22 protein-coding genes are annotated in these 26,259 nt (G+C 68.7%); 5 read left to right on the top strand and 17 right to left on the bottom strand.

The features are described from left to right. The 4 genes from FFK22_RS27905 to FFK22_RS27920 all read right to left on the bottom strand — a co-directional run. A partial coding sequence (locus FFK22_RS27905; RefSeq protein ID WP_186002691.1) for a TonB-dependent siderophore receptor occupies positions 1-2,074 on the bottom strand: 2,074 nt, incomplete at its 3' end. Between the two features lie 253 nt (positions 2,075-2,327). After that, positions 2,328-2,867 carry a DUF4142 domain-containing protein gene (locus FFK22_RS27910; RefSeq protein ID WP_138890523.1) on the bottom strand — a complete coding sequence of 180 codons (540 nt, stop codon included), beginning with the start codon at positions 2,865-2,867 and terminating at the stop codon, positions 2,328-2,330. Positions 2,868-2,904: 37 nt separating this feature from the next. After that, the gene (locus FFK22_RS27915; RefSeq protein WP_221938908.1) at positions 2,905-3,642 is read right to left on the bottom strand and encodes an endonuclease/exonuclease/phosphatase family protein; all 738 of its coding nucleotides are present in this window, start codon (positions 3,640-3,642) and stop codon (positions 2,905-2,907) included. Continuing rightward, positions 3,639-5,795, bottom strand: a complete 2,157-nt coding sequence (locus FFK22_RS27920; RefSeq protein WP_186002692.1) for a VTT domain-containing protein — start codon at positions 5,793-5,795, stop codon at positions 3,639-3,641. The genes FFK22_RS27915 and FFK22_RS27920 overlap by 4 nt, the downstream gene beginning before the upstream one ends. 131 nt (positions 5,796-5,926) lie before the next feature. Here FFK22_RS27920 and FFK22_RS27925 point away from each other — a divergent pair, with 131 nt between their 5' ends. Then, positions 5,927-7,189 (top strand): arsenic transporter, encoded by a 1,263-nt coding sequence (locus FFK22_RS27925; protein WP_138890525.1) that lies wholly within the window; start codon positions 5,927-5,929, stop codon positions 7,187-7,189. Between the two features lie 12 nt (positions 7,190-7,201). On the opposite strand, the gene FFK22_RS27930 is transcribed toward FFK22_RS27925, so the two are convergent. From FFK22_RS27930 to FFK22_RS27990, 13 genes are all read right to left on the bottom strand, one after another. Further along, positions 7,202-9,133 carry a glycoside hydrolase family 127 protein gene (locus FFK22_RS27930; RefSeq protein WP_138890526.1) on the bottom strand — a complete coding sequence of 644 codons (1,932 nt, stop codon included), beginning with the start codon at positions 9,131-9,133 and terminating at the stop codon, positions 7,202-7,204. Positions 9,134-9,177: 44 nt separating this feature from the next. Continuing rightward, positions 9,178-10,032, bottom strand: a complete 855-nt coding sequence (locus FFK22_RS27935; protein ID WP_138890527.1) for a carbohydrate ABC transporter permease — start codon at positions 10,030-10,032, stop codon at positions 9,178-9,180. Further along, a complete protein-coding gene (locus FFK22_RS27940) occupies positions 10,029-10,958 on the bottom strand; it encodes a carbohydrate ABC transporter permease (protein WP_138890528.1) in 930 nt (309 codons plus the stop codon). The genes FFK22_RS27935 and FFK22_RS27940 overlap by 4 nt, the downstream gene beginning before the upstream one ends. Positions 10,959-11,016: 58 nt before the next feature. Next, a complete protein-coding gene (locus FFK22_RS27945) occupies positions 11,017-12,264 on the bottom strand; it encodes a sugar ABC transporter substrate-binding protein (RefSeq protein WP_138890529.1) in 1,248 nt (415 codons plus the stop codon). Between the two features lie 61 nt (positions 12,265-12,325). Further along, the gene (locus FFK22_RS27950; protein ID WP_221938909.1) at positions 12,326-13,333 is read right to left on the bottom strand and encodes a LacI family DNA-binding transcriptional regulator; all 1,008 of its coding nucleotides are present in this window, start codon (positions 13,331-13,333) and stop codon (positions 12,326-12,328) included. 317 nt (positions 13,334-13,650) lie between these two features. Beyond that, positions 13,651-14,535 (bottom strand): ABC transporter ATP-binding protein, encoded by an 885-nt coding sequence (locus FFK22_RS27955; protein ID WP_138890531.1) that lies wholly within the window; start codon positions 14,533-14,535, stop codon positions 13,651-13,653. Then, positions 14,532-15,383 (bottom strand): ABC transporter ATP-binding protein, encoded by an 852-nt coding sequence (locus FFK22_RS27960; protein ID WP_221938910.1) that lies wholly within the window; start codon positions 15,381-15,383, stop codon positions 14,532-14,534. The genes FFK22_RS27955 and FFK22_RS27960 overlap by 4 nt, the downstream gene beginning before the upstream one ends. Further along, positions 15,380-16,267 carry an ABC transporter permease gene (locus tag FFK22_RS27965; protein ID WP_221938917.1) on the bottom strand — a complete coding sequence of 296 codons (888 nt, stop codon included), beginning with the start codon at positions 16,265-16,267 and terminating at the stop codon, positions 15,380-15,382. Before FFK22_RS27965 ends, FFK22_RS27960 begins: the two co-directional genes overlap by 4 nt. Before the next feature lie 3 nt (positions 16,268-16,270). Further along, complete coding sequence (locus tag FFK22_RS27970; RefSeq protein ID WP_138890532.1) at positions 16,271-17,248, bottom strand: ABC transporter permease; 978 nt, start codon at positions 17,246-17,248, stop codon at positions 16,271-16,273. A 193-nt stretch (positions 17,249-17,441) separates the two neighbouring features. Then, positions 17,442-19,100 carry an ABC transporter substrate-binding protein gene (locus FFK22_RS27975; protein ID WP_138890533.1) on the bottom strand — a complete coding sequence of 553 codons (1,659 nt, stop codon included), beginning with the start codon at positions 19,098-19,100 and terminating at the stop codon, positions 17,442-17,444. Between the two features lie 76 nt (positions 19,101-19,176). Continuing rightward, positions 19,177-20,214, bottom strand: a complete 1,038-nt coding sequence (locus FFK22_RS27980; RefSeq protein ID WP_221938911.1) for a glycoside hydrolase family 3 N-terminal domain-containing protein — start codon at positions 20,212-20,214, stop codon at positions 19,177-19,179. A gap of 61 nt (positions 20,215-20,275) precedes the next feature. Then, positions 20,276-20,761: a GNAT family N-acetyltransferase gene (locus FFK22_RS27985; protein ID WP_138890534.1), complete on the bottom strand. Its 486-nt coding sequence runs from the start codon at positions 20,759-20,761 to the stop codon at positions 20,276-20,278. Between the two features lie 111 nt (positions 20,762-20,872). Beyond that, positions 20,873-21,856 carry a LacI family DNA-binding transcriptional regulator gene (locus FFK22_RS27990; protein WP_138890535.1) on the bottom strand — a complete coding sequence of 328 codons (984 nt, stop codon included), beginning with the start codon at positions 21,854-21,856 and terminating at the stop codon, positions 20,873-20,875. A 287-nt stretch (positions 21,857-22,143) separates the two neighbouring features. On the opposite strand from FFK22_RS27990, the gene FFK22_RS27995 reads away from it, so the two are divergent. From FFK22_RS27995 to FFK22_RS28010, 4 genes are read left to right on the top strand one after another with little or no spacing between them, the layout of a single operon-like run. Further along, complete coding sequence (locus tag FFK22_RS27995) at positions 22,144-23,301, top strand: ABC transporter substrate-binding protein (RefSeq protein WP_221938912.1); 1,158 nt, start codon at positions 22,144-22,146, stop codon at positions 23,299-23,301. 58 nt (positions 23,302-23,359) lie between these two features. After that, positions 23,360-24,235, top strand: coding sequence for a carbohydrate ABC transporter permease (locus FFK22_RS28000; protein ID WP_138890536.1), 876 nt, complete (start codon positions 23,360-23,362; stop codon positions 24,233-24,235). After that, a complete protein-coding gene (locus FFK22_RS28005) occupies positions 24,232-25,137 on the top strand; it encodes a carbohydrate ABC transporter permease (RefSeq protein WP_138890537.1) in 906 nt (301 codons plus the stop codon). The genes FFK22_RS28000 and FFK22_RS28005 overlap by 4 nt, the downstream gene beginning before the upstream one ends. A gap of 4 nt (positions 25,138-25,141) precedes the next feature. Next, positions 25,142-26,227, top strand: coding sequence for an ABC transporter ATP-binding protein (locus tag FFK22_RS28010; RefSeq protein ID WP_138890538.1), 1,086 nt, complete (start codon positions 25,142-25,144; stop codon positions 26,225-26,227). Positions 26,228-26,259 lie beyond the last annotated feature (32 nt).

A 26,259-nucleotide genomic window follows, 5' to 3' on the forward strand; every position in this document is an offset into this window, starting at 1 on the left:
GATCGAACAAGTTCTTGGCGTTGAGCTGCAGCGTGGTTCCCGTCAGGCGTTCGTCGAGCGCGCCGAAATCATAGGCGATCATGGCGTCCACCAGCGTGCGGCCCGGCACGTCCTCACGGACCTTCCCGCCGCGGTCATTGCCGCTGGCATAGAACCCCGGGATGTTGGTGGAGCTCAGATACTGCAACCCGGCACCGATCGTCAGGCCCTTGAGGCCGAGGTCGTCGAGCTTGTAGTCGGCCCAGATCGCGGCATTGTGATACGGGACCAGGGCCAGACGCTCGTCCTTCAGCGCGCCTTCGAGGTTACGCGCATCGGTATAGCTGTAGGCGGCGACGAGATTGAGGTTGCCGATGCTGGCGCGGGCCTCCAGCTCGATGCCCTGCGACCGCACCTTGCCGGTCTGGATCGAGAACAGGTTGTTCTCCGGATCCGTCATCAGGACATGGTCCTGATCGATCCGGTAGATGGCGCCGCTGATCAGGAAGTTCTCGCCCGCCGGCTGGTAGCGCAGTCCGACCTCGTACTGGTCGGCCTTGCTCGGCTCGAACTGCGTTCCGTCGGCGCTGACGCCGGCATTCAGCGCGGTCGGGTCGAAGGACTGGCTGAAGCTGGCATAGGGCGCCAGGCCGTTGTCGAACAGATAGAGCAGGCCGACGCGGCCGGTGAAGGCGCTGTCCGAGCGGTTCTGCTTCCGCTCGATGCCGAGGGCGTCGAGCGTCGCCTGGTTGCGGTAGCTGTTGTTGTAGGCGTCGGCCCAGTCGTAGCGGCCGCCGAGCACCAGGATCAGCTTGTCATAGATCTTCATCTGGTCCTGGAAATAGACGCCGATCTGCGAGCCTGAGTTCTTGAAGCCGGTGTTGTTGCTGTTGAGGGTGACGGTCGCGTCATAGATCGGGTCGAAGATATCGTTGAGCGGAGCGACCGAGCCGCCGAGGCGGTTGGTGTCGTAGCTGACGCCGTAGGTGTTGATGCCGGCCAGCAGCGTGTGCTGGACCGGCCCGGTCTCGACCTTGGCCTCCATCGAGGTGTCGGTGGTGAACCCGGTCGACAACTCGTCGCGATTGATCACGCCCCGGGTCAGGGAGTTGTCGGGCCTGAGCGTCCCGTAGCTCAGATAGTTCCAGTCCACTTCGGCATGGTAGTAGCGAAGCGAGTTACGCAGGATCAGGCTGTCGTTGAATTTGTGCTCGAGCTGGTACCCGAGGGTGTAGCTCTCGCTATAGTACTTGTCGTAGCCCTTCTGGCCGATGAACAGGTCGCGCGGGATCTTGCCTTCGCGCAGCTCGGTAAAGGGCATCGGCGGGGCGAAGCGGGTGTAGATCTCCTGATAGTCGCTCAGGAAGGTGATGGTGGTCGCGTCCGAGGGCCGGAAGGTGAAGGCGGGGGCGATGTACAGCTTGTCGTCCGGGACGTGATCGACCCAGTTGCCGGAATCGCGCCACAGGCCGGTCAGCCGGTAGGAGAGCTTGCCGTTGTCGTCGATCGGGCCGCCGGTATCGCCGGAGAACTGGGTCCGGCCATAGCTGCCGTATTCGGCGTTCAGCTCATGGAACGTCGTCTCGGTCGGCCGCTTGCTGATGGCATTGACCACGCCGCCGGGGCTGAGCTGCCCGTAGAGCACGGAGGAAGGGCCGCGCAGCACCTCGATGCGTTCGAGGCCATAGGGCTCCTGGTTGCCGTCATAGACGTTGGACTGCAGCCGCAGGCCGTCGCGCAGCATGCCGGATCCGCCGGTGGATACGTTGAAGCCGCGGATCATGAAGTCGTCGTTCAGCCGGCTGTAGGCGCCGGACTGGAAGGTGATGCCGGGGGTATAGGTCAGTGCCTGCGACAGGGTCTCCGCATTGGTCGCCGTGATCTGGTCGCGGGTCACCACCGAGATCGACTGCGGCGTCTCGATCAGCGGCGTGTCGGTCTTGGTGGCACTGAGGCCGGTGTTGGCAACAAAGCCCTGCACCGGTCCGGTCGGGTCCTCGCCCTGGCCGGTGACGACGATCGGGGCCAGGACGACGCCGTCTCCGGCATCCTGTGTCTGCGGCTGTGCCGGCGGCTGAACTTGCGTCTGCGCCATCGCGAACGTCCCGACCGATCCCCCGGCCGCGACGAGAATGGTTGTCGTTAGCAACTTCCGCACGCGATCGCGCGCGCCGTATCCAGCACCCATGCCACCCCATCCTTCTTATTCGGAACCGCGGGCACCGGCGGCCTGCGCCATGCCCGTCTTCGAATGCCGGGTGCTCATTATCAAGAATAATAATGACTCGCAATCTCAATTCGCGGGGATTTTCATCGAACTCCACGGATCGGCGGGTCCGCGCCGGCCGTCACGCCTTGTTGAGGCGGTCGAGGATGGTCTGAGCCTGGTCCAGGTGGCGCTTGACGATGGGCACCAGCTGGGTCGCGATCGCCTTCAGCGCCGGATTGGCGCCGAAGCTGCTGTAGTCCTGCTGCAGCTTCAGCGCCGCAGTGTGAGCTTCGACCTGGGTCCGCATGTACAGCCGGTCGAAATCCTGCTCGGTCGCGTTGGCCAAGTCCTGCAGCCGCTGGTCGTGTGGGGCATCCACGCTGGTCGGCAGGGAGGTCGCGACATTCTGCCCTTTGGCCGCCTCCGCCAGCTGCTCGCCGACCTTGGTGTGGTCGTCGATCATCATCCGGGCGAAGCTGCGGACCTCGTCGGAGGACGCTTTCTGCAGCGCCGCCTGGGCGGCCGAGATCTCGAACAGGTCGCTGATCGCGGTCTGCTCGACATAGCCGGCGGCGTCGGTCTGCGCCGGCTGCGCGGCAGCGCTCTGTGCCGATGCGGCCGGGACGGTGGCGAGGCTGGTCAGGGCGGCGAAGGCCGCAACCGCCAGGAGGCGTCTCATGGTCGGCTCCGTGCTGGAGACAGGCGGGCTCGCTTTTTCAACGAGACGCCCGGATCGCCGGTTCCGACGCCATCGGCACCGGGTCGACGCGGATCTCGGCGATCAGCGGCAGATGGTCCGAGACGTGCCGGCCCTCCGGATCGACCCAGCTGCGCAGCAGGACCTGGCGCGGCCGGCAATATACCCGGTCCAGTGTCAGCACGGGGCAGCGGGCCGGATAGGTGCGTTGCGGCGTCCGGCCCGGCAGCACCTCGGCCAGCGACCGCCGGACGGCGCCGTTCCAGGTCCAGTCGTTGAAATCGCCGAGCATCACCGAGGTCCGCGCCGCGCTGTCGGCGATCCGCGCCAGCATCGCCGCCTGGCGTCGCCGCTCGGCGAAGGCGAGGCCGAGATGGACCGAGGCGAGGTGAAGCGGCCCGCCCGGGGCCGAGACCATGGTCTCGATGGCGCAGCGCGGCTCCCGGCGGGAATGAGTCAGGTCGTGCAGCTGGATGGCGGACAGGGGCCAGCGGCTGATCAGCAGGTGCCCGTAGTGGCCGTCCGGCGCGACGATGGTCCGCGCCGCGGCGGTGTGGTTGCCGAGCGCCGCGGCCAGCCGGGCGAAGGGCGAGTCCGGGCCGGTGCCGCGGCCGCGCGAATCCACCTCCTGCAGGGCGACGATGTCGGGCTCGTGACGCTGCACCAGGGCGATCACCCGGTCCAGGTCGTAGCGGCCGTCCGGGCCGAGGCCGGCATGGATGTTCCAGGTCAGCAGGCGAAGCGGCGCGTCGGTCACGACCGGGAACGCCGCCTCCGGCTGACCAGCGCCTGCAGCCCGATCGACAGCGCGATCCAGGCGGCGATCACCGCCAGCAGGACGCCGATCTGCGCCGGCGACGGGTCGTTCAGGATCGACAGCAGGCGGTCGCCCAGCGTCGACAGCACCAACAGCCCTGGGGCCAGACCGATGGCCGTGCCCAGGACGAAGTCGAGGATCGGGATCCGCGCTGCGCCGGCCACCAGGTTGACCAGGGTGAAGGGCGCGATCGGGACCAGCCGGATGGTGGCCACGGCGACGACGCCGCGGCGGGCGATGCCGTCCCGGATCCGGTGCAGCCGCGGGCCCATCACGGCACGCAGGGCATTCTCGCCGGCCAGCAGGCCGACCAGATAGCCGGCGAGCGCGCTGGCCAGTGCGCCGGCCCCGGCGTAGGCCAGACCCGGCCAGGCGCCATAGGCGGCGGCGGTGGCGGCGATCAGCACCGTCACCGGGAACATCACCATGCCGCCCAGCACGAAGGCGGCGACGACCAGCGGCAAGGCCCAGCCAGTGCCGGCCAGGCCGTGCAGCGACTGCTGCAGCCGCTCCGGCTGGGCCCAGCCGGCGAGGTCGGTGGTGCCCCAGGCGAGCGCCAGCAGCAGGGCCGCGACGACGATCGGCACGATCCGCAGCAGGCCGCGCCAGCGCGCCCTGACCGAGGCCAGCGCGCGGTCGACCAGGCCGGTCGCCGGCAGCGGTTGGTGGGGATCGGCCACTGCCGCGATGGTCCAGCCGCTGTCCTCCGCGACCGCCTGGCCGTCATCGATCCGGACCAGGCGGCGCTCTCCGTCTCCCGTTCGGTCGAGGGCGGCGACCAGCGAGCCGGCCGTGCGGATCCGCCGCTCCATCTCCGTCGGCTCGACCCCGCAATGCTCGCCGAGCAGCCGGGCGCGGACCGCCCCGATGGCCTGGCGCTCCGCCGCATTCATGGCCTCGATGGTCAGGTCGCATTCGCTGTCGACGGCCATCGATCGGTTGCACAGATTGGCGGAGCCGATCCGCAGCAGCCGGTCGTCGACGATCATCAGCTTGGAATGGACCATGATGTCGGCGGTCGCGCCGTCATGGCCGGACTGGGGATGCAGCAGCCGGACGCGGTCGGCGACGCCGGCGGCGCGCAGGATCTCCACGAAGCGGATGCGGCCCGCCGCCATGGCGCGGTGCTCGACCCAGCTGTGATGGATCCGCGGCGCCGTCAGCACCGCCTGCAGCGTCGGCACCTCCCGCATCCGGCGGGCCAGGCGCTCGGCGATGCGGGCGCAGGTCAGGAACTGGTTCTCGATGTAGATCGTCTCCCGCGCCGTATCGACCATGTCCTCGAAAAGCGCCTCGATCTCGCGCACCTCGCCTTCGCCGGGATAGAGCGGCAGGGTGCGCGAGATGCCGACGACGACGTCGCGGAAGTCGGCTTCGAGCTTCTCCGGCCAAGGGACGGACCGGGTGGCGACGGCGGGCAGCGCCTCGCAGCCGGCGCGTTGCCAACGCCAGCGGGCAAGGTCGCCCAGGGCCCGGGCCGCCGCGCCGTCGACCGCCATCTGCACGTCGTGGAAGGGCGGGTAGGGGGCTCCGGCCGGGTCGATGCGGGCGGGCGCCTCCGGCCGGTGCTCGGAGGTGTCCCAGCGCCGGACGGTGAGGTCCAGCCCGCCGACGAAGGCGACCGCGTCGTCGATCACCACGATCTTCTGGTGATGCGAGGAGCCGACCGGGATCTCGTCATCCAGGCACAGCTCGATCTGCGGCGGCGTGCTCCATTGCAGGGCGAGCAGCGGCAGCGGCTCCCGCTCCAGCGTGTAGTAGAGCGAGTAGTTCCACAGCAGCAGCTTGACCGACAGCTCCGGCCGGTCGCGGACCAGGGCGCAGAGGAAGTCGCCAAAAGTCGCCGGCAGCCCGTCCGCCGGCTCGCCCTCTGGCCCGACCAGCCGGGTGCGGCTGTCGATGTCCCAGCCGATCACCACAATACTGTGCTTCGCCTGCCGCATCGCCGAGCGCAGCGCCCCGAAATAGGCGGCGGCGTCGACCAGCACCGCGGCGCGGTGGGCGCGCTCGATCCGCCAGACGTTCCGCCGCGGCCGCAGCACGGATGTTCGTTCTGCCTCATCCTCGACGGCGGCACTCCGAATGACCCTCACGGTGCGGATCCCTCACTTCATCTCCTGTCCAGTCAACGCGCGGAGGAGGGAAAATGTCGCCGCCGACGGGCTTGCCGCGGAAACGGCGGCCGTCTAGGAGAAGCGGCATTGCCGCCTGGAGACGAACCGCCATGAGCCTGCTGACCGACGGTGCCGCCGCCACCTGGGGCATCGCCGCGCTGGCCACGGGCGGGGTGATCCTGCGGCCCTGGCGCCTGCCCGAGGCGATCTGGGCGGCGATCGGCGCCGTGGCGCTGGTCGGGTTCGGACTGCTGTCCATCCCCGACGCGCTGGCGGCGATCGGCAAGGGTGCCGATGTCTACTTGTTCCTGATCGGCATGATGCTGCTGGCCGAACTGGCGCGGACCGAAGGCCTGTTCGACTGGGCGGCGGCGATCGCGGCACGCAAGGCCCGCGGGTCGGCCAGCCGGCTGTTCGGCCTGACCTATGTCGTCGGCATCGTCGTCACGGTGTTCCTGTCGAACGACGCCACAGCCGTGGTGCTGACGCCCGCGGTCTATGCCGTGGCCCGGGCGGCCGGGGCGGCGCCGCTGCCGTATCTGTTCATCTGCGCCTTCATCGCCAATGCGGCCAGCTTCGTGCTGCCGATCTCCAACCCGGCCAATCTGGTGGTATTCGGCAGCCAGATGCCGCCGCTGCTGACCTGGCTGTCCTGGTTCGCCCTGCCGTCGGTGCTGGCGATCGGCGCCACCTTCGTCGCGTTGCGCCTGACCCAAGCCAAGGCGTTGCGGGCGCCGATTGCGACCGGAGTGACGGTGCCCGCCCTGCCGCCGGGTGGCCACATGGCGGCCTGGGGCCTGGGCGTCACCGCCGTTGTGCTGCTGCTGGCCTCTGGCTTCGGGCTCGATCTGGGCCTGCCGACGGCGCTGGCCGGCCTCCTGACCACCGCGGCGGTGCTGCTGCATCGCCGGGCCGCGCCCTGGGCGCTGCTGCGCCGCATCTCCTGGGAGGTGCTGCCGCTGGTGGCCGGGCTGTTCGTGCTGGTCGAGGGTCTGGACCGCACCGGAGTGGTCCACCTCCTCGCCGCGGCGCTGCAGGACGGGGCTTCCCGCTCGGTCGACGGCGCCGCCTGGGGCACCGGCGCGATCGTGGCGGTCGCGACCAACCTGATGAACAACCTGCCGGCCGGGCTGATCGTGCAGTCGACACTGGCCCAGGCGCCGATGCCGCCGCAGATCGCCGGCGCGGCATTGATCGCCATCGACCTCGGCCCGAACCTGTCGGTCACCGGGTCGCTCGCCACCATCCTCTGGCTGGTGGCCCTGCGCCGCGAGGGGATCGAGGTCGGGGCGCTGCAGTTCCTGCGCCTCGGGCTCGTGGTGATGCCGCCGGCGCTGCTGCTGGCGTTGGCCGGATTTCTGCTGCGTTGGTGAGGCGCGCGCGGCTTACGCCGTCCGCACCCAGACCAGCATCTCGCCCGGATCGCGGTTGTCCCAGGCGTAGTAGGGCACGGCCCTGACCCGCACCGGCCGCTCGACCGCCGGGGTGGTGCGGTACAGCTCGTCGCCCCAATCGGCAGCCGATCCGGCCCGGGCCTCGCCCTCCAGCGTCACCACCCCGCCCAGCAGGCCGGGCTCCTCGCGCGCGGTCAGCGCCGCATCTGCCGGCAGCACCACGCTGTTCAGCGGCACGCCATGGTCGATGCCCTCCAGGCAGTAGACCAGCGGCCCGCGCCGGATCGCGGCGCGTCCGGCATCGTGGCGGATCTCCGGATGGGCGTGGATCCGCTCCACCGCCAGCTCCAGGTCCAGCCGCACCGTGTCGCCGGCCGCCCAGCGCCGGGTGATCGCGGCATAGCCGTTGCGGGTGATCGCGGCAAGATCCTGCGGCTCGCCGTTGACCGACAGGCTGGCCTTCCGGCACCAGCCGGGGATGCGCAGATGCAGGGTGAAGCTGGTCGGCGCTTCCGGCTCGACCGTCAGCGCGATGCCGCCGTCCCAGGGGTAGCGCGTTTCCTGCGCCAGCCGCACCTTGCCGCCGGCGACGTCCAGCGTGGCGGTGCTGTCGCCGTAGAGATGGACCGCGATGCCGTCCTCCGATTGCCCATACATGTAGCTGCCGATCGAGGCGGTGAGCCGGGCGATGTTGGGCGGACAGCAGGGGCAGCGGTGCCAGGTCCAGCGATGGTGGCCGCCGCGGCTCTCCAGCGGGTTCTCGTAGAAGAAGGTGGCGCCGTCCAGCGACAGGCCGGAGGAGGCGCCGTTGTACAGCGCCAGCTCCATCATGTCGGCGTAGCGGGCATCGGGGCCCAGGCCGAGCATCCGCCCGGCCCAGAACACCAGCCCGACCGCGGCGCAGGTCTCGGCATAGGCGCTCTCGTTCGGCAGGTCGTAATCGGCGGTGAAGCCCTCATTGTCGGCAGAGGGGCCGAGCCCGCCGGTGACGTAGAGGCGCTTGCTCGCCAGGTCGCGCCACAGCCGCTCCAGCGCCAGGCGCAGGCCGTCGTCGCCATACTCCATGGCGATGTCGGCCATGCCGCTGTACAGGTACATGGCGCGGACGGCGTGGCCGACGACCTTGTCCTGCTCGCGCACCGGCAGATGCGACTGGTTGTACTCATAGGTCTTGAAAATGTAGTCCTGCGGGTCGCGGCCCTGCTCGCGCGCCTCGGCATCGTAGAAATGCGGCTGCCGGCCGCGCTCGTCGATGAAGTAGCGGGCCAGGTCCATGTATTTCTGCTGCCCGGTGACGCGGGCCAGCTTGACCAGCGCCAGCTCGATCTCCTCATGGCCGCAATAGCCGGGCTTCTGGCCGGGCCCGGTACCCAGCACCTCCGCGACGTGATCCATGAAGCGGCACATGATGTCCAGCAGCTGGCGCTTGCCGGTGGCCTGGTAGTAGGCGACGGCGCCTTCGATCAGGTGCCCGGCGCAGTACAGCTCGTGGCAGTCGCGCAGATTGGTCCAGCGCAGCCCCGGCTGGATCCGCTGGTACCAGCTGCTGAGATAGCCGTCGGGTTGCTGCAGCCGGCCGTAGAGCGCGATGACGTGGTCGACCTTGCGCTCCAGCTCCGGGTTCGGGGTGCGCTGCAGGCAATAGGCCGCGGTCTCGATCACCTTGCCGAAATCGGAATCCCAGAACATCTGGGCGGTGACCAGCCCGCCATGGAACGGGATCTTCACCCCGGGCGCGGGCGCGTCGGGATCGATCTGCTGCAGCATCCCAGCCTCCTCGCAGCGCTGGTACAGCGTGTCGGCGGTTTTGGCGCAGACGGCGTCGATGCGGGAGCCCCAGAAGCCGCGGACCTCGACCTGCGGCACGGCGGGCGGGCGGAAGCGCGCGCGGGGCGCGATATCAGGGGCCAGGTCGGCGGTCATCCGGAACTCCATTGATCGATCGGTCGGTCAGGGAATGCTCGCGCCTACTTCACCGCGCCGGCCGTCAGGCCGCGGATGTAGAAGCGCTGCAGGGCGAGGAACAGGATCAGGCAGGGGATCATCATCACGGTGACGCCGGCCTGCACCGCGCCCCAGTTCACCGCGCCGAAGCGGCCGGAGCGGACGGCGGTCATCAGGATCGGCAGGGTGAACTTGTCCTGGTCGGTCAGCAGGATCAGCGCCGCCAGGAACTCGTTCCAGGCGGCCAGGAAGGCGAACAGCGCCACGGTGACGATGCCGGGGAACACCAGCGGCAGCATCACCCGGGCGAGCAACTGGAGACTGCCGGCGCCGTCGATCCGCGCCGCCTCCTCGATCTCGCGCGGCACCGCGTCGAAGGCGTTGCGCATCATGAAGATCGAGAAGGGCAACTGCAGCGTGACGTAGATCAGCACCAGCCCGGCCAGCGTGTTCTGCAGCCCCAGCCTGGTCAGCAGCAGGAACAGCGGCGTCAGGATCGACTGGAACGGGATCATGATGGTGGCGATGACCAGCACGAACAGCGCGTTCTTCAACGGGAAGCGGAAGCGCGAGAAGCCATAGCCGCCGAGCAGGCTGACGATCGAGGTGATGGCGGCGGTGGCCAGGGCGACGGTCAGGCTGTTGCCGGCATAGTGGCCGATGCCGGCGCCGAAGGCGTCGAGTGCTCTGTAGCTGTCGATGCTCCAGCCCGCGCTGGGCCAGGGCGGCAGCGGCGGCAGGTTGGCCTCCGACGCCGGCTTCAGGCTGGCCAGCATGGTCCAGGCGATCGGGGCCATGAACAGCAGCGCCGCGACCAGCGCCGCCGCCTGCAGCAGGAAGCCGGGTGCGGCCCGGCGCAGCGGCATGGTGGCACTCATGACTCGCCCTCCGGATGGCGCAAGAGGCGCAGCTGGATCACGCTCAGCACCAGCAGGATGGCAAGCAGCACCATCGACAGGGCCGCGCCATAGCCCAGGCGGAACGAGACGAAGGACTGGTTGAAGATCCAGTAGACGGCGGTGACGGTCTGGTTGCGCGGACCGCCGCCGAGGATGATGTAGAACTGGTCGAAGGCCAGCATCGACCCGGTGACCGACAGGATCAGCGCCAGGGCGATGGTCCGCCGCATCAGCGGCAGGGTGATGCGGCGGAACCGGGCCCAGGGGCCGGCGCCATCGATCTTGGCGGCCTCGAGATAGTCGGCCGGGATGCTCTGCAGCCCGGTCATCAGGATCACCATGGTGAAGCCCGCGACCTTCCACACCACCATGGCGATGATCGACCAGAAGGCCGGATCGAAATCGGCCAGCAGGTTGACCCGGCCCTCGGTCAGCCCCAGCGCCGCCGCCGCCGGGCTGAACAGCCCGGCATCGACGTTCAGCAGCCAGGCCCACAGCAGGCTGGCCGAGGCGAAGCCGACCACCACCGGCAGGAAATAGGCGGTGCGGTAGAAGCCGCCGAAGGGCCGCGGCTTCTCCACGAACAGGGCCAGCGGGAAGGCGGCGGCGAAGATCGCGATGGTGACGACGACGGTGTAGAGGGCGGTGAAGCGCAGTGCGTTCCAGAACCGGGTGTCGCGGGCGATGGCGAGATAGTTGTCGAAGCCGATGAAGCGCGACACGCCCATCAGCGGCCAGTTGTGCAGCGACATCCACGCCGTCATCGCCAGTGGCACCACGAAGAACACCACCACCAGCGCCACCGCCGGCAGCACGAAGAGCAGCCCTGCCCATTGGTGCCGGCGGATGGGGCGGCGGCGGGCGGCGGCCCGCGGAATGGCGCCGGCGGCCTGCGTCGTGGACATCAGGCCGGCCTTCCTGATGAGCCCAGCTCTTTCTCGTTCCGAGATGCCATCACCGCCCTCAATTCCCCGGGGCGCTGTCGATGATGCCCTGCATCGTCTCCTGGGCGTTGGCGAGGGAGCCGTCGACGTCGTCGCCGAAGAACACCTCGTTCACCATCTGCGCCCAGGGGCTGTTCAAGCTGTTGATGATGTCGTTGAAGACCACGGAATAGGGCGTCCGGCCCTTTTCCATCGCCTCGGCTGCGATCTTGTAGCGGGGGTCGAGGTCCTTCAGCGCCTCGCCCGAGATGTCGCTGCGCACCGGCAGGCTGCCGTAGCGGGCCAGCAGCGTCTGGCCTTCCAGCGAATAGGAGAAGTCGAGGAAGGCCTTGATCGCCTTCAGCTTGGTGGTGCCCTTGGTGACCACGAAATTGTCGCCGCCGGCGAAGGAGGACCAGCCGCCGGTCTTGCCCGGCAGGAAGGTGACGCCGTAGTCGATGTCCGGGAACTGCGTGTTCAGCGCGCCGATGGCGAAGGCGCCGGACGGCGCCAGGCCGATATTGCCACGGGCGAAGGCGGCGAAGAAGTTCGACCCGGTGTCGGTCCGCGCCCCTTCCGGCACCAGTCCCTTCTTGACCATGTCGCGATAGAAGGCGATGGCGTCGCGCATCTGCGGCGTGTCCAGCGTCGCCTTGCTGCCGTCCTCGGTCAGGATGTCGCCGCCGCTGGCCCAGATCAGCGGCGTGAAGGTGAAGATGTTGCAGCCGCCGCAGGCGCCCGAGAAGTAGAAGCCCTTGGTGTCGCCGCCCAGGGCCGCGACCTTTTCCGCCGCGGCCGCGATCTCGGCCCAGTTGGTCGGGCCCTTGTCGGGGTCGAGGCCGGCCTGGCGGAACAGCTTCTTGTTCCAGATCAGGACCGAGCTGTCGGCGGAATAGGGCAGGCCGTAGATCCGGTCCTTGTAGGTGCCGGTCTTCACATGCGCCGGCGACAGCTTGTCGAAATAGGGCAGGGATTTGGCGAGGTCAGTGATGTCCTCGAGCTGCCCGGCCGCGGCGAAGGACGGGGTGTAGATCAGGTCCAGCGACAGCGCGTCCGGCGCGGCGCCGCCGGCGGCCGCGGTGGCGTATTTCTGCACCAGCTCCGCGGTCGGCACGATCTGCAGCTCGGCCTTGTCCTCATGGCCCTTGTTGAACGCCTCGACGATGCGGGGCATGAAGTTCGACCCGTCGGACCGCACCCACAGGGTGAAGGTCTCGGCCGAAGCGGCGGAGACGGTGAGGGCCAAGAGGGCGATGCCCCCGGCCAGGCGCTGCATCAGACGCTTCATCTCGTGTCCTCCCTCGGTTCCGGCCGTCCTTCGGGGCGGCCTTGTTGCTCTGTTCGGTCCCTCAGCCTCCCGGCGGGGTGCCGCACGAGTCCCGCACCACCAACCGGCAGGGCAGCTTGCGGATGCCCGGCTCGATCGGCTCGCGGTCGACCAGCTTCAGCAGGGTCAGCCCGGCCTCGCGGCCCAGATCCTTCAGGTTCATGTCGACGGTGGTCAGCGGCGGGCGCGTCGCGGCGGCGACGATCTCCCAATTGTCGAAGCCGATCACGGCGACATCGTCCGGCACGCGGCGGCCGCGCTCGCGCAGCGCGTCGACCACGCCGCGGGCGATCTGGTCGTTGCCGCAGAACACCGCGTCGGGCGGGCGGCCGATGCCGTCGAACAGGTAGCCGGCCGCCTCATGCCCCCAGCCTTCGGTCCACTGGCCGGTCAGCACGCCCTGCTCGGGTTCTTCCAGCCCGGCCTCGCGCAGCACATCGCGATAGGCCTTGGCCCGCTGGTGCACGACGCGGAAGCTGGACGGGCCGGTGACATGGGCGATGCGCCGCCGGCCCAGCCGGGCCAGGTGCTCGACCGCCAGCCGGGCCCCGGCCTCGTCATCGGAGACGAAGCCGATCGACTCCGGGTCGGGTTCGGTGAAGGCGTAGATCACCGGGATGCCGAGGTTCGACAGGTCGACCGGCAGATGGCGGTCGATCCGCTTGCCCGAGGCGATGATGCCGTCGACCCGCTTCTCCAGCATGGCGTCGACATGAGTCTGGGCCAGCCTGGGGTCGTCCTCGATGTTGCACAGGAAGACCGAGACGCCGTTGCCGACCAGCGCATCGGCGATGCCGGCCATCACCGGCAGGGTGAAGCGGCCATAGGTGTCGTTGGTCAGCAGGCCGACCGTGAAGCTGCGGCGGCGCGACAGGCTCTGCGCCAGGCCGTTCGGGCGGAAGCCCAGCGCCTTGGCCGCCTGCCGGATCCGCTCCCGCGTCTCATCGGCCATCCGGCCCTGATCGTTCAGCGCCTTCGACGCCGTGGCGACGCTGACCCCGGCAGCCCGCGCCACGTCGCGCAAGGTCACCGGCCGGCCAGGCCCGTTCGGAGCGGATCGTGGTGACCTCTGGTCCATGCCGAGCCCGGTCGCACCTTGCTGAGAAAGTGGTTTCTCTTGTCACTTTCGTGACGTTTGTCTTTCTGAGTGAGAAACCGTTTTCTCAAACACGGTAAGCGAAGTCGGCAGGCGACGGCAAGCGTGAATCGAGCAGGGCCTCTTCGGAACGGCGACCTATCCCCTTGCCGTCATTCCCGCGAAAGCGGGAATCTCTTGCCGGTCATGGCATGACGAGATCCCCGCTTTCGCGGGGATGACGGGTTGGGGGCTGAAGGCGTCCTGCGGCGTCAGGCCGCCCGTACGAAGTGGTTGCCGGCGATCTGGCGTACGCCGCCGGTCATGCGGGCGGCGTCGCGGGCCTGGGCGACGAGGTCGGATTGCAGCTGCGAGGCCTCGCCCTGGAACGGCCGCTCCGGATCAGGCACGGCGGAGAGCAGCAGCTGGGTGTAGGGGTGCTGCGGCGAGTCGATCACCGCGCCGGTGTCGCCCCATTCGACGATCCGGCCGGCATACATCACCGCGATCTCCTCGGCGACGTAACGCGCCGTGGCGATGTCGTGGGTGATGTAGAGGAAGGCCATGCCGCGCTCGCGCTTCATCCTTTCCAGCAGGTTGAGCACGCCGAGCCGGATCGAGACGTCGAGCATCGAGGTCGGCTCGTCCGCCAGCACCACCTCGGCTCCGACCGCCAGGGTGCGGGCGATGTTGACCCGCTGCCGCTGCCCGCCGGACAGCTGGTGCGGGTATTTCGGCGCGGTGGCCTCGGCGTCCAGCTCCACCGCCGCCAGCAGCTCCATCACCCGGGCGTTGAGCGCCTTGCGGTCGGCCATGCCGGCATGCAGGGCGAGGGGGCGGGCGATGTGGTGGAAGATGGTGTGCACCGGGTTCAGCGACCCGAAGGGGTCCTGGAACACCATCTGCACCGCGCGGCGATAGGCCAGGAGCTCGCCCTTGCCGTCCAGCGCGGCGACGTCGCGGCCGCGGAACAGCACCCGACCGGCCGAGGGCTGGTGCTGCAACATGAGAATCCGGGCGCAGGTGGTCTTGCCGCTGCCGGATTCGCCGACCAGCGCCAGGGCGCGGCCGGCATGGAGGTCGATCGACACGTCGTCCAGCGCCTGCAGCGGGCCGAAGCGCTTGCCGACGCGATCGAGGGCGAGGAGGGGGGTCATGGCGTCGCCTCCGCGGCATCCTGCAGCGCCGTGCGCCGGGCCCCGTGCACCGAGGGGAAGGAGGCCCAGAGCTTGCGCGTATACTCATGGGCCGGGGCGCGGAAGATCTGCTGCGCCGCCCCGACCTCGACCAGCCTGCCCTTCAGCATCACGCCGATGCGGTCGCAGAACTGCACCATCAGGCTGAGGTCATGGGTGATGAACAGGATCGAAAAGCCCAGCTTCCGCCGCAGCCCGTCGATCTGCTGCAGGATCTCGCGCTGGACCACGACGTCCAGCGCCGTGGTCGGCTCGTCCATCACGATCAGCTTCGGGTTCAGCGCCAGGCAGATGGCGATGACGATGCGCTGGCGCATGCCGCCGGAGAACTGGTGCGGATAGTCGCGCAGCCGCGCCGGGTCGATGTCGACCATGCGCATCAGCTCGACCGCGCGGTCATGCGCCTCGGCCTTGCTGCAGCCGGTGTGGGTGGCCAGCACGTCGCGGAACTGTGCCTCGACCGTCAGCACCGGGTTCAGGGCGTTCATCGCGCTCTGGAACACCATGCCGACCTCGCGCCAGCGGAAGCGGCGCAGCGCCTCGCCGTCCAGGCGCAGCACGTCCTGCCCGTCGAAGCGGATCTCGCCGCCGCTGATCAGCGCCGGCGGCTTGTGCAGCCGGGTGATGGCGAAGGCGATGGTGCTCTTGCCGCAGCCGGATTCGCCGGCCAGGCCGAACACCTCGCCGCGGCCGATGTCGAAGCTGACACCGTCCACCGCCCGGAAGTCGCCGCGGTCGCCGACATAGTCGACGGTCAGGCCCTGCAGCGACAGCAGCGGCTGCGGCGTCGCGCTCATATCCGGGCTCATGGCCGCGCCTCCCGCAGCCGGGCCAGACGCTTCCACCGCGCCATCGACCGGCCGATGCGCAGCTGCGGGTTGGCGACCTCGTCGATGGCGAAGTTCGTCAGCGACAACCCGGCGCCCAGCAGGGCCAGCACGGCGCAAGGCGACAGCAGCTCCCACCACGCTCCGACCGCCATGGCCGAGGCGTTCTGGGCGTTGAACAGCATAATGCCCCAGGAGATGGTCTGCGGGTCGCCCAGGCCGAGGAACTCCAGCGTCGCCTCCGTGATCACGGAATAGATCACGCTGCCGATGAAGTTGATGCCGACGATCGACACCAGGTTGGGCAGCAGCTCGAACAGCATGATGCGCCAGCGCGGCTCGCCGATCATCTCCGCCGAGCGCACGAATTCCTTTTCCCGCAGCGCGAAGGTCTGGGCCCGGGTCACCCGCGCGCCCCAGGCCCAGGATGTGGCGCCGATGATCAGGGTGATGACCAGCGGGCTGGCCTGGCCGATGAAGGCGGCCAGCACCAGCAACAAGGGGAGGTTGGGGATCACCAGCACGACATTGGTGGCGAAGTTCAGCGCCTCGTCGACCTTGCCGCCGAGATAGCCGGCGGTGATGCCGACCGCGGTGCCGATCACGGTGATCAGCAGCCCGGCGCCGAAGCCGACCGCCAGCGAGGTGCGGGCGCCATAGGTCAGCTGGGCGAAGACGTCGTAGCCGTTGCGGGTGGTGCCGAGCACATGGGTGGCCGACGGCTCCTCATGCGGGCGGCCGACCCGGCGCGCCGGGTTGTAGTCGGTCAAAAGCGGCGCGATCAGCGCCATCACCACCAGGGCCATGACGATGAACAGGCCGATCGCGGCCTTGCGGTTGGACAGGGCGGCCAGGATCATCCGCATGGTTCAGCTCCTGCGCAGCCGGGGGTCGAGCCGGGCATAGGCGATGTCGGCCAGGAAGTTCGCGGTCAGCATCGCCAGGGTCATGATCAGCAACTGACCCTGGATCACCGGATAGTCGCGCCCGAGGATCGCCTTGTAGAGGGTGTTGCCGAGGCCGGGATAGTTGAACACCACCTCGGTCACCAGCGACCCGCCCAGGATCTTGCCGATGGCGATGGCCAGGTTGGTGACGCCGGGGAGGAGGGCGTTGCGGGCGCCGTACATCAGCATCACCCGTCGGTCGGCCAGGCCCTTGGCCCGGCCCATGGTGATGTAGTCCTCGCCCAGCAGGTTGATCATGTTGTTGCGCATGGTGACCAGGAAGTCGCCGGTCAGCACCACAGACAGCGTCAGGACCGGCAGGATCGCGTGGTACAGCACGCTGAGGATGTACTGGGCGGACAAGGCGGGATCGATCGAGGTGTCGGCGGCATAGCCGGTCGGGAACCACTGCAGGGTGAAGCCGAAGACGAACAGCCCGAACAGCGCCACCACCACCGCCGGGGTGGCGGTGGAGATGATGGCGGTGGTCGACACCGTGACGTCGAAGCGGCTGCCGCGGCGCCAGGCGGCGACGATGCCGAGCAGCGTGCCGAGCACGAAGCTGAGCACCGTCGCCCCGCCCATCAGCACCAGGGTCCAGACCAGGGCGCGGCCCAGCACGTCGGAGACCGGGGTCGGGAAGTACTTCACCGAGATGCCGAGGTCGCCGGTGAAGACGCTGCCGAGATAGGTCAGGTATTGCTGCCACAGCGGCCCGTCGACGAAGCCGAAGGTCTGCTTCAGCGCCGCCAGGTTCTCGACCGACAGTCGGGTGCCGGATTGCGAGAACATGATGTCGATCGGATCGCCCGGCATCAGCCGCGGGATCAGGAAGTTGATGCTTGCGGCCACCAGGAAGGCGACCAGGTAGAAGAACAGTCGTCGGGCGACGAAGGCCATATCATGCCCCGGCTTGGTGGATGGGCCTGAGCCACCCCCTCACCCGAAATCGCTGGCGCGATTTCGACCTCTCCCCGGGGGAGAGGTGAAAGCGCCGCTTCCCATTTCCCTCTCCTTGGGGAGAGGGAGGGGCCCGACGCCAAAGGCGGCGGGAGGGTGAGGGGGTGGGCCGTGGCAGGAAAGGACGCTCCGTCTACTGCACCGGCCGCAGCGCCAGCAGGTGCAGCAGCCGCTCGTGGTTCGGGTCGTAGTTCTGCGGGCTGACGAAGGGGTTGTCGGCAGTGGCCCAGCCGGTGAACCGCTTCGAGTTGTACTCGTACCAGATCGGGTTGTTGTAGATCGGCACCACCGGCAGCTTCTCCGCCAGCAGCGTCTGCGCCTGGTCCAGCAGGTCCTTGCGCTTGGCGTCGTCGGTGGTCTGGGTGTAGGCGTCCAGCAGCTGGTCCAGCTTCGGGTCGAAGAAGCGCTGTGCCGAGAACCGGGTCTTGCCCTTGTTCCGGGAATGGAAGGCGTCGTCCATCTGGTAGTAGGGCGTGGCGCCGACGTACCAGGAGTTCAGGGCCATGTCGAACTTGCCGTCCAGCAGGCTCTGGCGCCACACCGCGCCGTCCGGCGTCGCCAGCTTGACGTCGATGCCGATCTGATTGAGACCCTCGATCGCGATCTGCGAGGTGCTGATCCAGTCGGTCCAGCCATTCGGCACGATCAGGTCGAAGGACAGCTTCTCGCCGTCCGGCGTGTCGCGGAAGCCGTCGCCGTCCTTGTCCTTGAAGCCGGCCTGGTCCAGCAGCGCCTTGGCCGCCTCCAGATCGTACTGGGTGTATTTGCCGTACTGCTCCTTGACCTTCGGGTCGGCCCAGCTCTCGAAGCGCCTGCCGAAAGTGCCGGGGTCGTCGTTCAGCGTCGGGTAGCCGTAACCGGCGACGTTGACCATGGCGTCGCGGTCCATCGCCATGCTGACGGCGCGGCGGAACTCGACGCTGTCGAAGGCCTTGCGGTGCACCGGGTCCGGGCTCTCCAGGTTCATGATCACCGCCACCAGGCTGCCCGGCGGGAACCAGTAGCCGTGATGGTCCTTGTCGGAGGCGACATAGGTCTTATCGATGTCCGGCAGGAACGAGGCGAACCAGTCCAGCTCGCCGGCGGTGGCCGCGGCCAAGGCCTGGTCGTTGTTGGCGATCTGCGGGAAGCGCAGGCAGTCCACCTTCAACGACGCCGCGTCCCAGTAATGCGGGTTGCGGCACTGCTCATAGACCTGCGGGGTGAAGCGGGTGACCTCGGTCATCGGTCCGGTGCCGACCGGGTTCTCGTTCAGGAAGGTGACCGGGTCGGCCACGTCCTTCCAGGCGTGCTGGGCGATGATCGGCATTTCGACGATCTTCTCCGGCCCCAGCGCGGTCGGCTCCTTGAAGGTGAACTTCACCTTGGTCGGACTCAGCTTCTCGACGCCGTCGATCACCTGCCAGATGCTGTTGAAATCCAGCGCCGGGAACTTCTTCATCAGCTCGAAGCTGAACACCACGTCGTCGGCGGTGAAGGGCTGGCCGTCCGACCACTGCACGTTCTCGCGCAGGTCGAAGGTCACCGCCTTCAGGTCGTCCGCCAGGCTCATCGCCGTGGCCAGGCGGTAATAGGGCTTGTTGCCCTGCAGCTTGCCGAACACCACCAGCGGCTCGTAGATGAAATCCATCGTGCTCTGGCGGTACGAGGTGCGGTTGAACGGGTTGAAGTTCCGCACCCAGTTCGTCTCCTCCTCGATATGCATCGACAGGACGGTCTGGGCGACGGCCGTGGCGCTGGTCGCCGCCAGCAGCGCGGCGGCGAGCAGGAATACGGATTTCTTCTGTCTCATGACATAGGCCTCCATGCGTTGGTCTTATCGTTGATGCGGCGCCGGCCCGATTTCCCGGGCCGGCGGTCCGGGTGGATCAGGCCGCGGCCAGCAGCGCCTCGACCTCGGCGTGCAGCGCGGTGACGTCGGCGGCGGCGGCGCCCAGGCGCCGCTCCGCCGCTGCCAGCCGGGCAACCGCGGCGTCGTCCAGCGGCCGGGCCCGGGCGGCGGCGCGCCGCATCTCCGGCAGCTCGCCGTGGCAGTGCAGGGCGATGTCGCAGCCGCCGTCCAGCACTTGGGCGACGCGGTCATGCACCTCGCCCTGCAGCGAGTTCATGAACACGCAGTCGGAGATCAGCACGCCCTCGAAGCCGAGGCGGCCGCGGATCACCTCTTCGGTAATGACCGGAGAGACCGAGGCCGGGCGGTCGGGGTCGAAGGCGCTGTAGACGACGTGGCTGACCATGGCCCAGGGCGTGTCGCGCAGCCGGGCGAAGGGCAGGAAGTCGGTGGCGTCCAGCGTCGCGGCGTCGGCGGTCACCACCGGCCGGGTCTTGTGGCTGTCCTCGGTGGCGCGGCCATGGCCGGGGATGTGCTTCATCACCGGCATCAGCCCGACCTCGAGAAAGCCGTCCACCACCTCGCGGCCCAGCGCCGCCACCAGCTCCGGGTCGCCGCCGAAGGCGCGCTCGCCGATCACCGCGTCGGCGCCGGGCATCAGCAGGTCGAGGACGGGAGAGCAGGCGCTGTTCAGCCCGACCTCGCGCATCATCCGGCCCATGGCGACGGAGGACAGGCGGATGGCACGCTTCGCCGCCGGCAGGTCGCGCTCGGCCAGCCGGCCGAAGCTTCTGAAGCTGCGGAACATGGGCCAGGCGCCGGAATCGAGATGCGAGACGCGGCCACCCTCCTGGTCGGTCAGCACCGGCGCGTCCGGCCGGCCCACCGCCTCGCGGAAGGCGGCGCACAAGGCGCGCAGCTGCTGCGGGTCCTTCATGTTGCGGCGGCCGAGGAACAGGCCGTAGGGGTTGGCCTCGCGGAAGAAGGCCAGCTCCTCCGCCGACAGGGTCGGCCGCTGGATGCCGAGGACGAGCGCAAGCGGTCGGCCGCCCATGGACGCATTGGCTGCGGTCACGTCTCTGAACCTCCCATGTCTGCGATGAGACGGCCCGCCTAGGTCGGGCCGCGCCGTCGGATCACTCCGTCGTCTTGGACCGTATCATGCCGTGGTATAGACCACTTGTCGAACCCGGAATCTCGATCGCCCCGACGATTTTCTCGTAGAAGGCGACCGGGCCGGCGCCGCCGATGATGGCGTAGCCGTGGCCGAGGTTGCGCATCGTCTCCATGGTCTCGCGCAGCAGCGCCTCGCCGATGCCCTTGCCGCGCTGGCCGGGGTCGACGCCGGTCGGGCCGAAGAAGCCGATGGCGGTGGCGTTGTGGCAGGCGAAGCCCAGCAGGGCGCCGTCCTGGACCGCGACCAGGCAGCCGACCGGAAGATGGGCGAAGGCGACCTCGACCTCGCTGGCCCAGCCGTCGCCGAAGCGCTCCGCCACCCAGCGGGCGACCGCGCGCTTCTCCGGCGCGATGGCGGGGCGGATGGTTATGCCGGCGGCGGCCATGGCGGCGCGCGACTCCGTCGGCGGCTCCAGCGCATAGAGCTTGACCAGAAGATCGGCCATCCCTGTCTCCTTGTTATTCCGCAATAACGAAATATGTCCCGTTATTGCGTTCCAACAGCTAAAGCCGGGAACGGCCGCGGCGTCAATATGGAAGGGGGAGGAGCGTGTCGTTCACCCCACGCTGCTCTTCCGCTCCACCAGCGCGAAGGGCAGGGTGACGTCGCCGCCGGCGTCGGGTTCGCCGGTGATGCGGCGGCCCAGCAGCGCCATCGCCTCCACACCCATGCGGCGGCGCGGCTGGCGGATCGTGGTCAACGGCGGCTCATAGGTGCCGGCGAACTGGATGTCGTCGAACCCGGCCACCGCCACGTCGCGCGGCACCTCGCGGCCGCTGACGCGCAACGCCCGGATCGCGCCGATCGCCATCTCGTCATTGCTGCAGAACACCGCCGTCGGCGGGGCGGGGAGGGCCAGCAGCGCTGCCATCGCCGACTCGCCGCTCGGGATGGTGAAGTCGCCATGGTGGACCAGGCCCGGCTCCGCCTTGATCCCGGCCGCGCGCAGCCCGGCGCCGTAGCCGGCCAGGCGCTGCCGGGTCAGGATGTTGCTCTCCGGCCCGGCAATGTGGCCGATGCGGCGATGGCCCAGCCCGGCGAGATGGGCCATCACCGCGGCCGCCGCGCCGGCATTGTCGATGCCGACCACCGGCACCCGGCCGCCGGGGATCGCCTCCGACACCGCCACGATCCGGCCGTCGAAGTCGCGGTCGCGCTGCAGCCGAGGCGGCAGCCGGCCGTTCAGCAGGATCAGCCCGTCGACCGCGCCGGTCAGCATCTGGCCGGCATGCCGGTCCTCGCGCGCCGGGTCCTTCGCGGTGTTGCCGACCAGCATGCTGAAGCCGCGCGCTGCCGCCTCCTCCTCGATGCCCAGCAGCACCTCGGAGAAGAATGGGTTGCCGATGTCCGGCACCAGCACCAGGATCTGCCGTGCCTCCTGCCGGCGCAGGCCGCGCGCCAGCGGGTTCACGGCATAGCCGGTCTGGCGCACCGCCGCCTCGATCCGCTCGCGCGTCTCGGCCGTGACAAGAGGCGAGCCGGTCAGCGCCCGGCTGACCGTCGCCACCGAAACCCCGGCCAGCCGGGCGATGTCGACCATCCTGGTGCGGTTCCGCCCATTCCCGGAAGAAGGCAATATTCGATCCTCGATTCCACGGTTGACGCCCCAATGTAATCGATTGTACGATCCGGTCAAAATACGGAATGCGCTGCAGTTCCAATGTTCGCCGCCCGTTCTGCGGGCGGTGATGGGTCCGATGAGCCGGTAACCGAATAATTCGAGGGAGGAAACTTATGAATTTTCCCCAACGACTTCTGCTGTCTGCCGCCTTTTGCGGTGCAATATCAGCGGCGGCTGCGGGAACGGCGACGGCACAGACCGTCGACGTGATCCATTGGTGGACCAGCGGCGGTGAATCCAAGGCGATCAGCGTGTTCGCCGAGGAGTTCAAGAAGCGCGGCGGCACCTGGATCGACAGCGCCGTGGTCGGCGGCACCGCGGCGCGGCAGGCGGCGATGAACCGGATCGCGGGCGGCGACGCGCCGGGCGCCATCCAGTGGAACATCGGCGTCGCCGTCACCAACCTGGCGAAGGAAGGGCTGCTGGCCGATCTCGACGACCTCGCGGCAGCCGGGAAGTGGCAGGAGAAGCTGCCGCCGCTGATCGTCAAGAACGCCTCCTATGACGGCCATTTCTACGCCGTGCCGACCGACATCCACGGCGACAACTGGCTGTGGTATTCGACCAAGATCTTCCAGGAGATGGGCGCCGAGCCGCCGAAGACCTGGGACGAGTTCTTCCCCCTCGCCGACAAGATCAAGGCCAAGGGCTACACCGCGCTGGGCGTCGGCGGCGAGCCGTGGCAGGAGGCGCTGCTGTTCCGCTCGGTCCTGATCGGCGCCGGCGGCAAGGAGACGTATAAGAAGGTCTATGTCGACCACGACGCCGACGCCGCGGGCGGGCCGGAGATGGTCAAGGCCTTCGAGACCTTCGGCAAGCTGCGCGCCTATGTCGACCAGGGCAGCGCCGGCCGGAAGTGGAACGACACCACCATCATGGTCGCCACCAACAAAGCGGCGATGCAGATCATGGGCGACTGGGCCAAGGGCGAGTTCGCCGCCGCCGGCCTGACCCCGGGCAAGGAGTTCGGCTGCGCCCGGCCGCCCGGCAACCAGGACGCCTATGTCCTGACCGTCGATGTCTTCGCCTTCCCGAAGCTGGACGACGCCGAGAAGACCAAGGCCCAGAAGCTGCTGGCCGAGGTGATGATGGACCCGGCCACCCAGGTCGCCTTCAACAAGTTCAAGGGCGCCTTGCCGCCGCGGACGGATGCCGATGTCGGCACCCTCGACATCTGCTCGCAGGAAGGCCAGAAGGTGATGTCCAAGGTCGAGAACCAGCTGCCGAACACGGCGCTGGCCTTCAGCAGCGACGTCGAAGGCCAGCTGCAGGACCTGATCACCCAGTTCTGGACCAGCCCGGAGATGAAGCCGGAGGACGCGGCCAAGCAGTTCTCCGAGATCGTCGCCAACGCCGACATCTGACCGACCACCTCAACCGGACCGTTCCGCCGTCCCGGCGGGGCGGTCCCCGGGAGGGATCATGGCTGCGCTTCGCATCCGCTACCTGACGGCCAAGGCCGTGATGGCGCCGACCGTGCTGGTCATGGCCACGTGCTTCTACGGCGCCATCCTCTGGACCATCTATATCTCCTTCACCCGCTCCAGCCTGGTGCCGAATTACGATTTCGCCGGCATCGCCCAGTACGTCCGGCTGTTCAGCACCGCGCGCTGGTACACCGCCTTCGGCAACATGTTCGTGTTCGGCGGGCTGTTCATCGCCCTGGCCCTGGCGCTGGGCACGCTGCTGGCGGTGCTGATCGACCAGAAGGTGAAGGGGGAGGGGGTGTTCCGCACCATCTTCCTGTACCCGCTGTCGATGTCCTTCATCGTCACCGGCCTCGCCTGGCAGTGGTTCCTGAACCCGGCGATGGGGCTGCAGGATTTCGTCCGCGGCCTGGGCTGGGAGGGCTTCACCTTCGACTGGATCATCGACCGCGACCGCGCCATCTACACCCTGGTTCTGGCCGCGGTCTGGCATTCCTCCGGCCTGATCATGGCGATCATGCTGGCCGGGCTGCGCGGTATCGATCATGAGATCTGGCGCGCCGCCAGGGTCGAAGGCATCCCGCGCTGGCGCACCTATCTGTCGATCGTGCTGCCGATGCTGCGGCCGCTGGTCGTCACCTGCGTCGTGCTGCTGGCGATCGCGGTGGTGAAGAGCTACGACCTGGTCGTCGCCATGACCCGCGGCGGCCCCGGCAACGCCACCGACATGCCGGCCAAATTCGTGGTCGACCTGACCTTCGAGCGCGCCAATATCGGCCTGGCCTCGGCGGGCGCCGTGGTCATGCTGGTCGCGGTGCTGGCGGCGCTGGCGCCCTATCTCTACATCGAGCTGTCGCGGAGGGCGCGATGACCGACACCGCCGTCGCCGGCGCCATCCCCCGCGCCGCCCGCCGCCCGGCCCGCAAGGCGTCGGCAAGCCGGGCCGGGCTCTATGCCTTCCTGGTGCTGGCCGCGCTGTTCTTCGCCATCCCGCTCTTGATCGTGCTGTCGACCTCGCTGAAGCCGATGGACGAGATCCGCGAGGGCTCGATCTTCGCCCTGCCGATGGCGCCGACGCTGGAGCCCTGGTCCAAGGCCTGGCTGTCGGCCTGCACCGGCCTGTTCTGCGACGGGCTGCATGTCGGCTTCTGGAACTCGGTCCGCATCCTGGTGCCGAGCGTGATCCTGTCGGTGCTGGCCGGGGCGCTGAACGGCTATGCCCTGGCGCAGTGGCGCTTCCGCCATGCCGACAAGATCCTGACCGCGTTGATGCTGGGCGCCTTCATCCCGTACCAGGTGATCCTGTATCCGCTGGTCAAGATCTTCTCCGGCCTCGGCCTGTACGGCACGCTGCCCGGCATCGTGCTGATCCATGTCATCTTCGGCCTGCCGACGCTGACCCTGATCTTCCGCAACTTCTACGCCGGCTTGCCGGAGGAGCTGGTGAAGGCGGCGCGGGTCGACGGCGCCGGCTTCTTCCGCATCTTCTTCCAGATCATGCTGCCGATGTCGGTCAACATCCTCATGGTCGCCCTGATCCTGCAGGTCACCGGCATCTGGAACGACTACCTGCTGGGCTACATCTTCGCCGGCCGCGAGAACCTGCCGATGACGGTCCAGCTCAACAACATCGTCAACACCACCACCGGCACGATCGAGTACAACGTCAACATGGCGGCCACGGTGCTGACCGCGCTGCCGCCGCTGCTCGTGTACTTCCTGTCGGGCCGGTACTTCGTCCGCGGCATCGCCTCGGGCGCCGTGAAAGGATAGGCCCATGTCCTCCGGCATCCAGATTCGCGCCCTGAACAAGTCCTATGGCGCGCTGCACGTGCTGCGGCAGATCGACATCGAGGTCGAGCCCGGCGCCTTCACCGTGCTGCTCGGCCCGTCCGGCTGCGGCAAGTCCACCCTGCTCAACGCCATCGCCGGCCTCGACGACGTCGATTCCGGCGAGATCGTGATCGGCGGCGTCGACGTCACCGACGCCGAGCCGAGCGCCCGCGGCCTGGCCATGGTGTTCCAGTCCTACGCCCTCTATCCGACCATGACGGTCCGCAAGAACCTGTCCTTCGGCCTGCGCGTCAGCCGCATGCCGAAGGAGGAGGTGGAGAAGCGCGTCGTCTGGGCCGCCGACCTGCTGCAGATCCGCGAGCTGCTCGACCGCAAGCCGGGCCAGCTCTCCGGCGGGCAGCGCCAGCGCGTGGCGATCGGCCGGGCCCTGGTGCGCGAGGCCCAGGTGTTCCTGTTCGACGAGCCGCTGTCCAATCTCGACGCCAAGCTGCGCACCGAGATGCGGGTCGAGATCAAGCGCCTGCACCAGGAGCTCGGCTCAACCATCGTCTACGTCACCCACGACCAGATCGAGGCGATGACGCTGGCCACACGGATCGCGGTGATGAAGGGCGGGCAGGTCGAGCAGTACGCCGACCCGCAGACCCTCTACGAGAAGCCGGCGACCCTGTTCGTGGCCGGCTTCGTCGGGTCGCCGGCGATGAACTTCCTGCCCGGCACGGTGGTGCCGTCCGACGGCATCGCCGCGCGGATCGACGGCCACGACCTGCCGCTTGGCGCGTATCCTTTCCTGTCCGAGCCGGCGGCGGGGGACGAGATCGTGCTCGGCTTCCGGCCGGAGGATATCGGCCTGGCCGAGGACGGCGCGCCGGGCGTTCCGGTCGAGGCGCCGCTGCTCTTCACCGAGCCGATGGGCGCCGATACGCTGGCCTGGTTCGACCTGGCCGGCAAGCGCGTCTCCGTCCGCCTGCCGCCGGACCGGGCGCGGGCGCTGTCGGGCGGCGCCCGGCTGGCGCTCGACCTGTCCAAGGCCTCCCTGTTCAGCACCCAGACCGAGCGCCGGCTGTAAGGCCGGCCACGGACCAGACGCCGGCTCCAGAC

The sequence above is a fragment of the Mycobacterium sp. KBS0706 genome, from assembly GCF_005938675.2.
Taxonomy (GTDB): Bacteria; Pseudomonadota; Alphaproteobacteria; order DSM-16000; family Inquilinaceae; genus Inquilinus.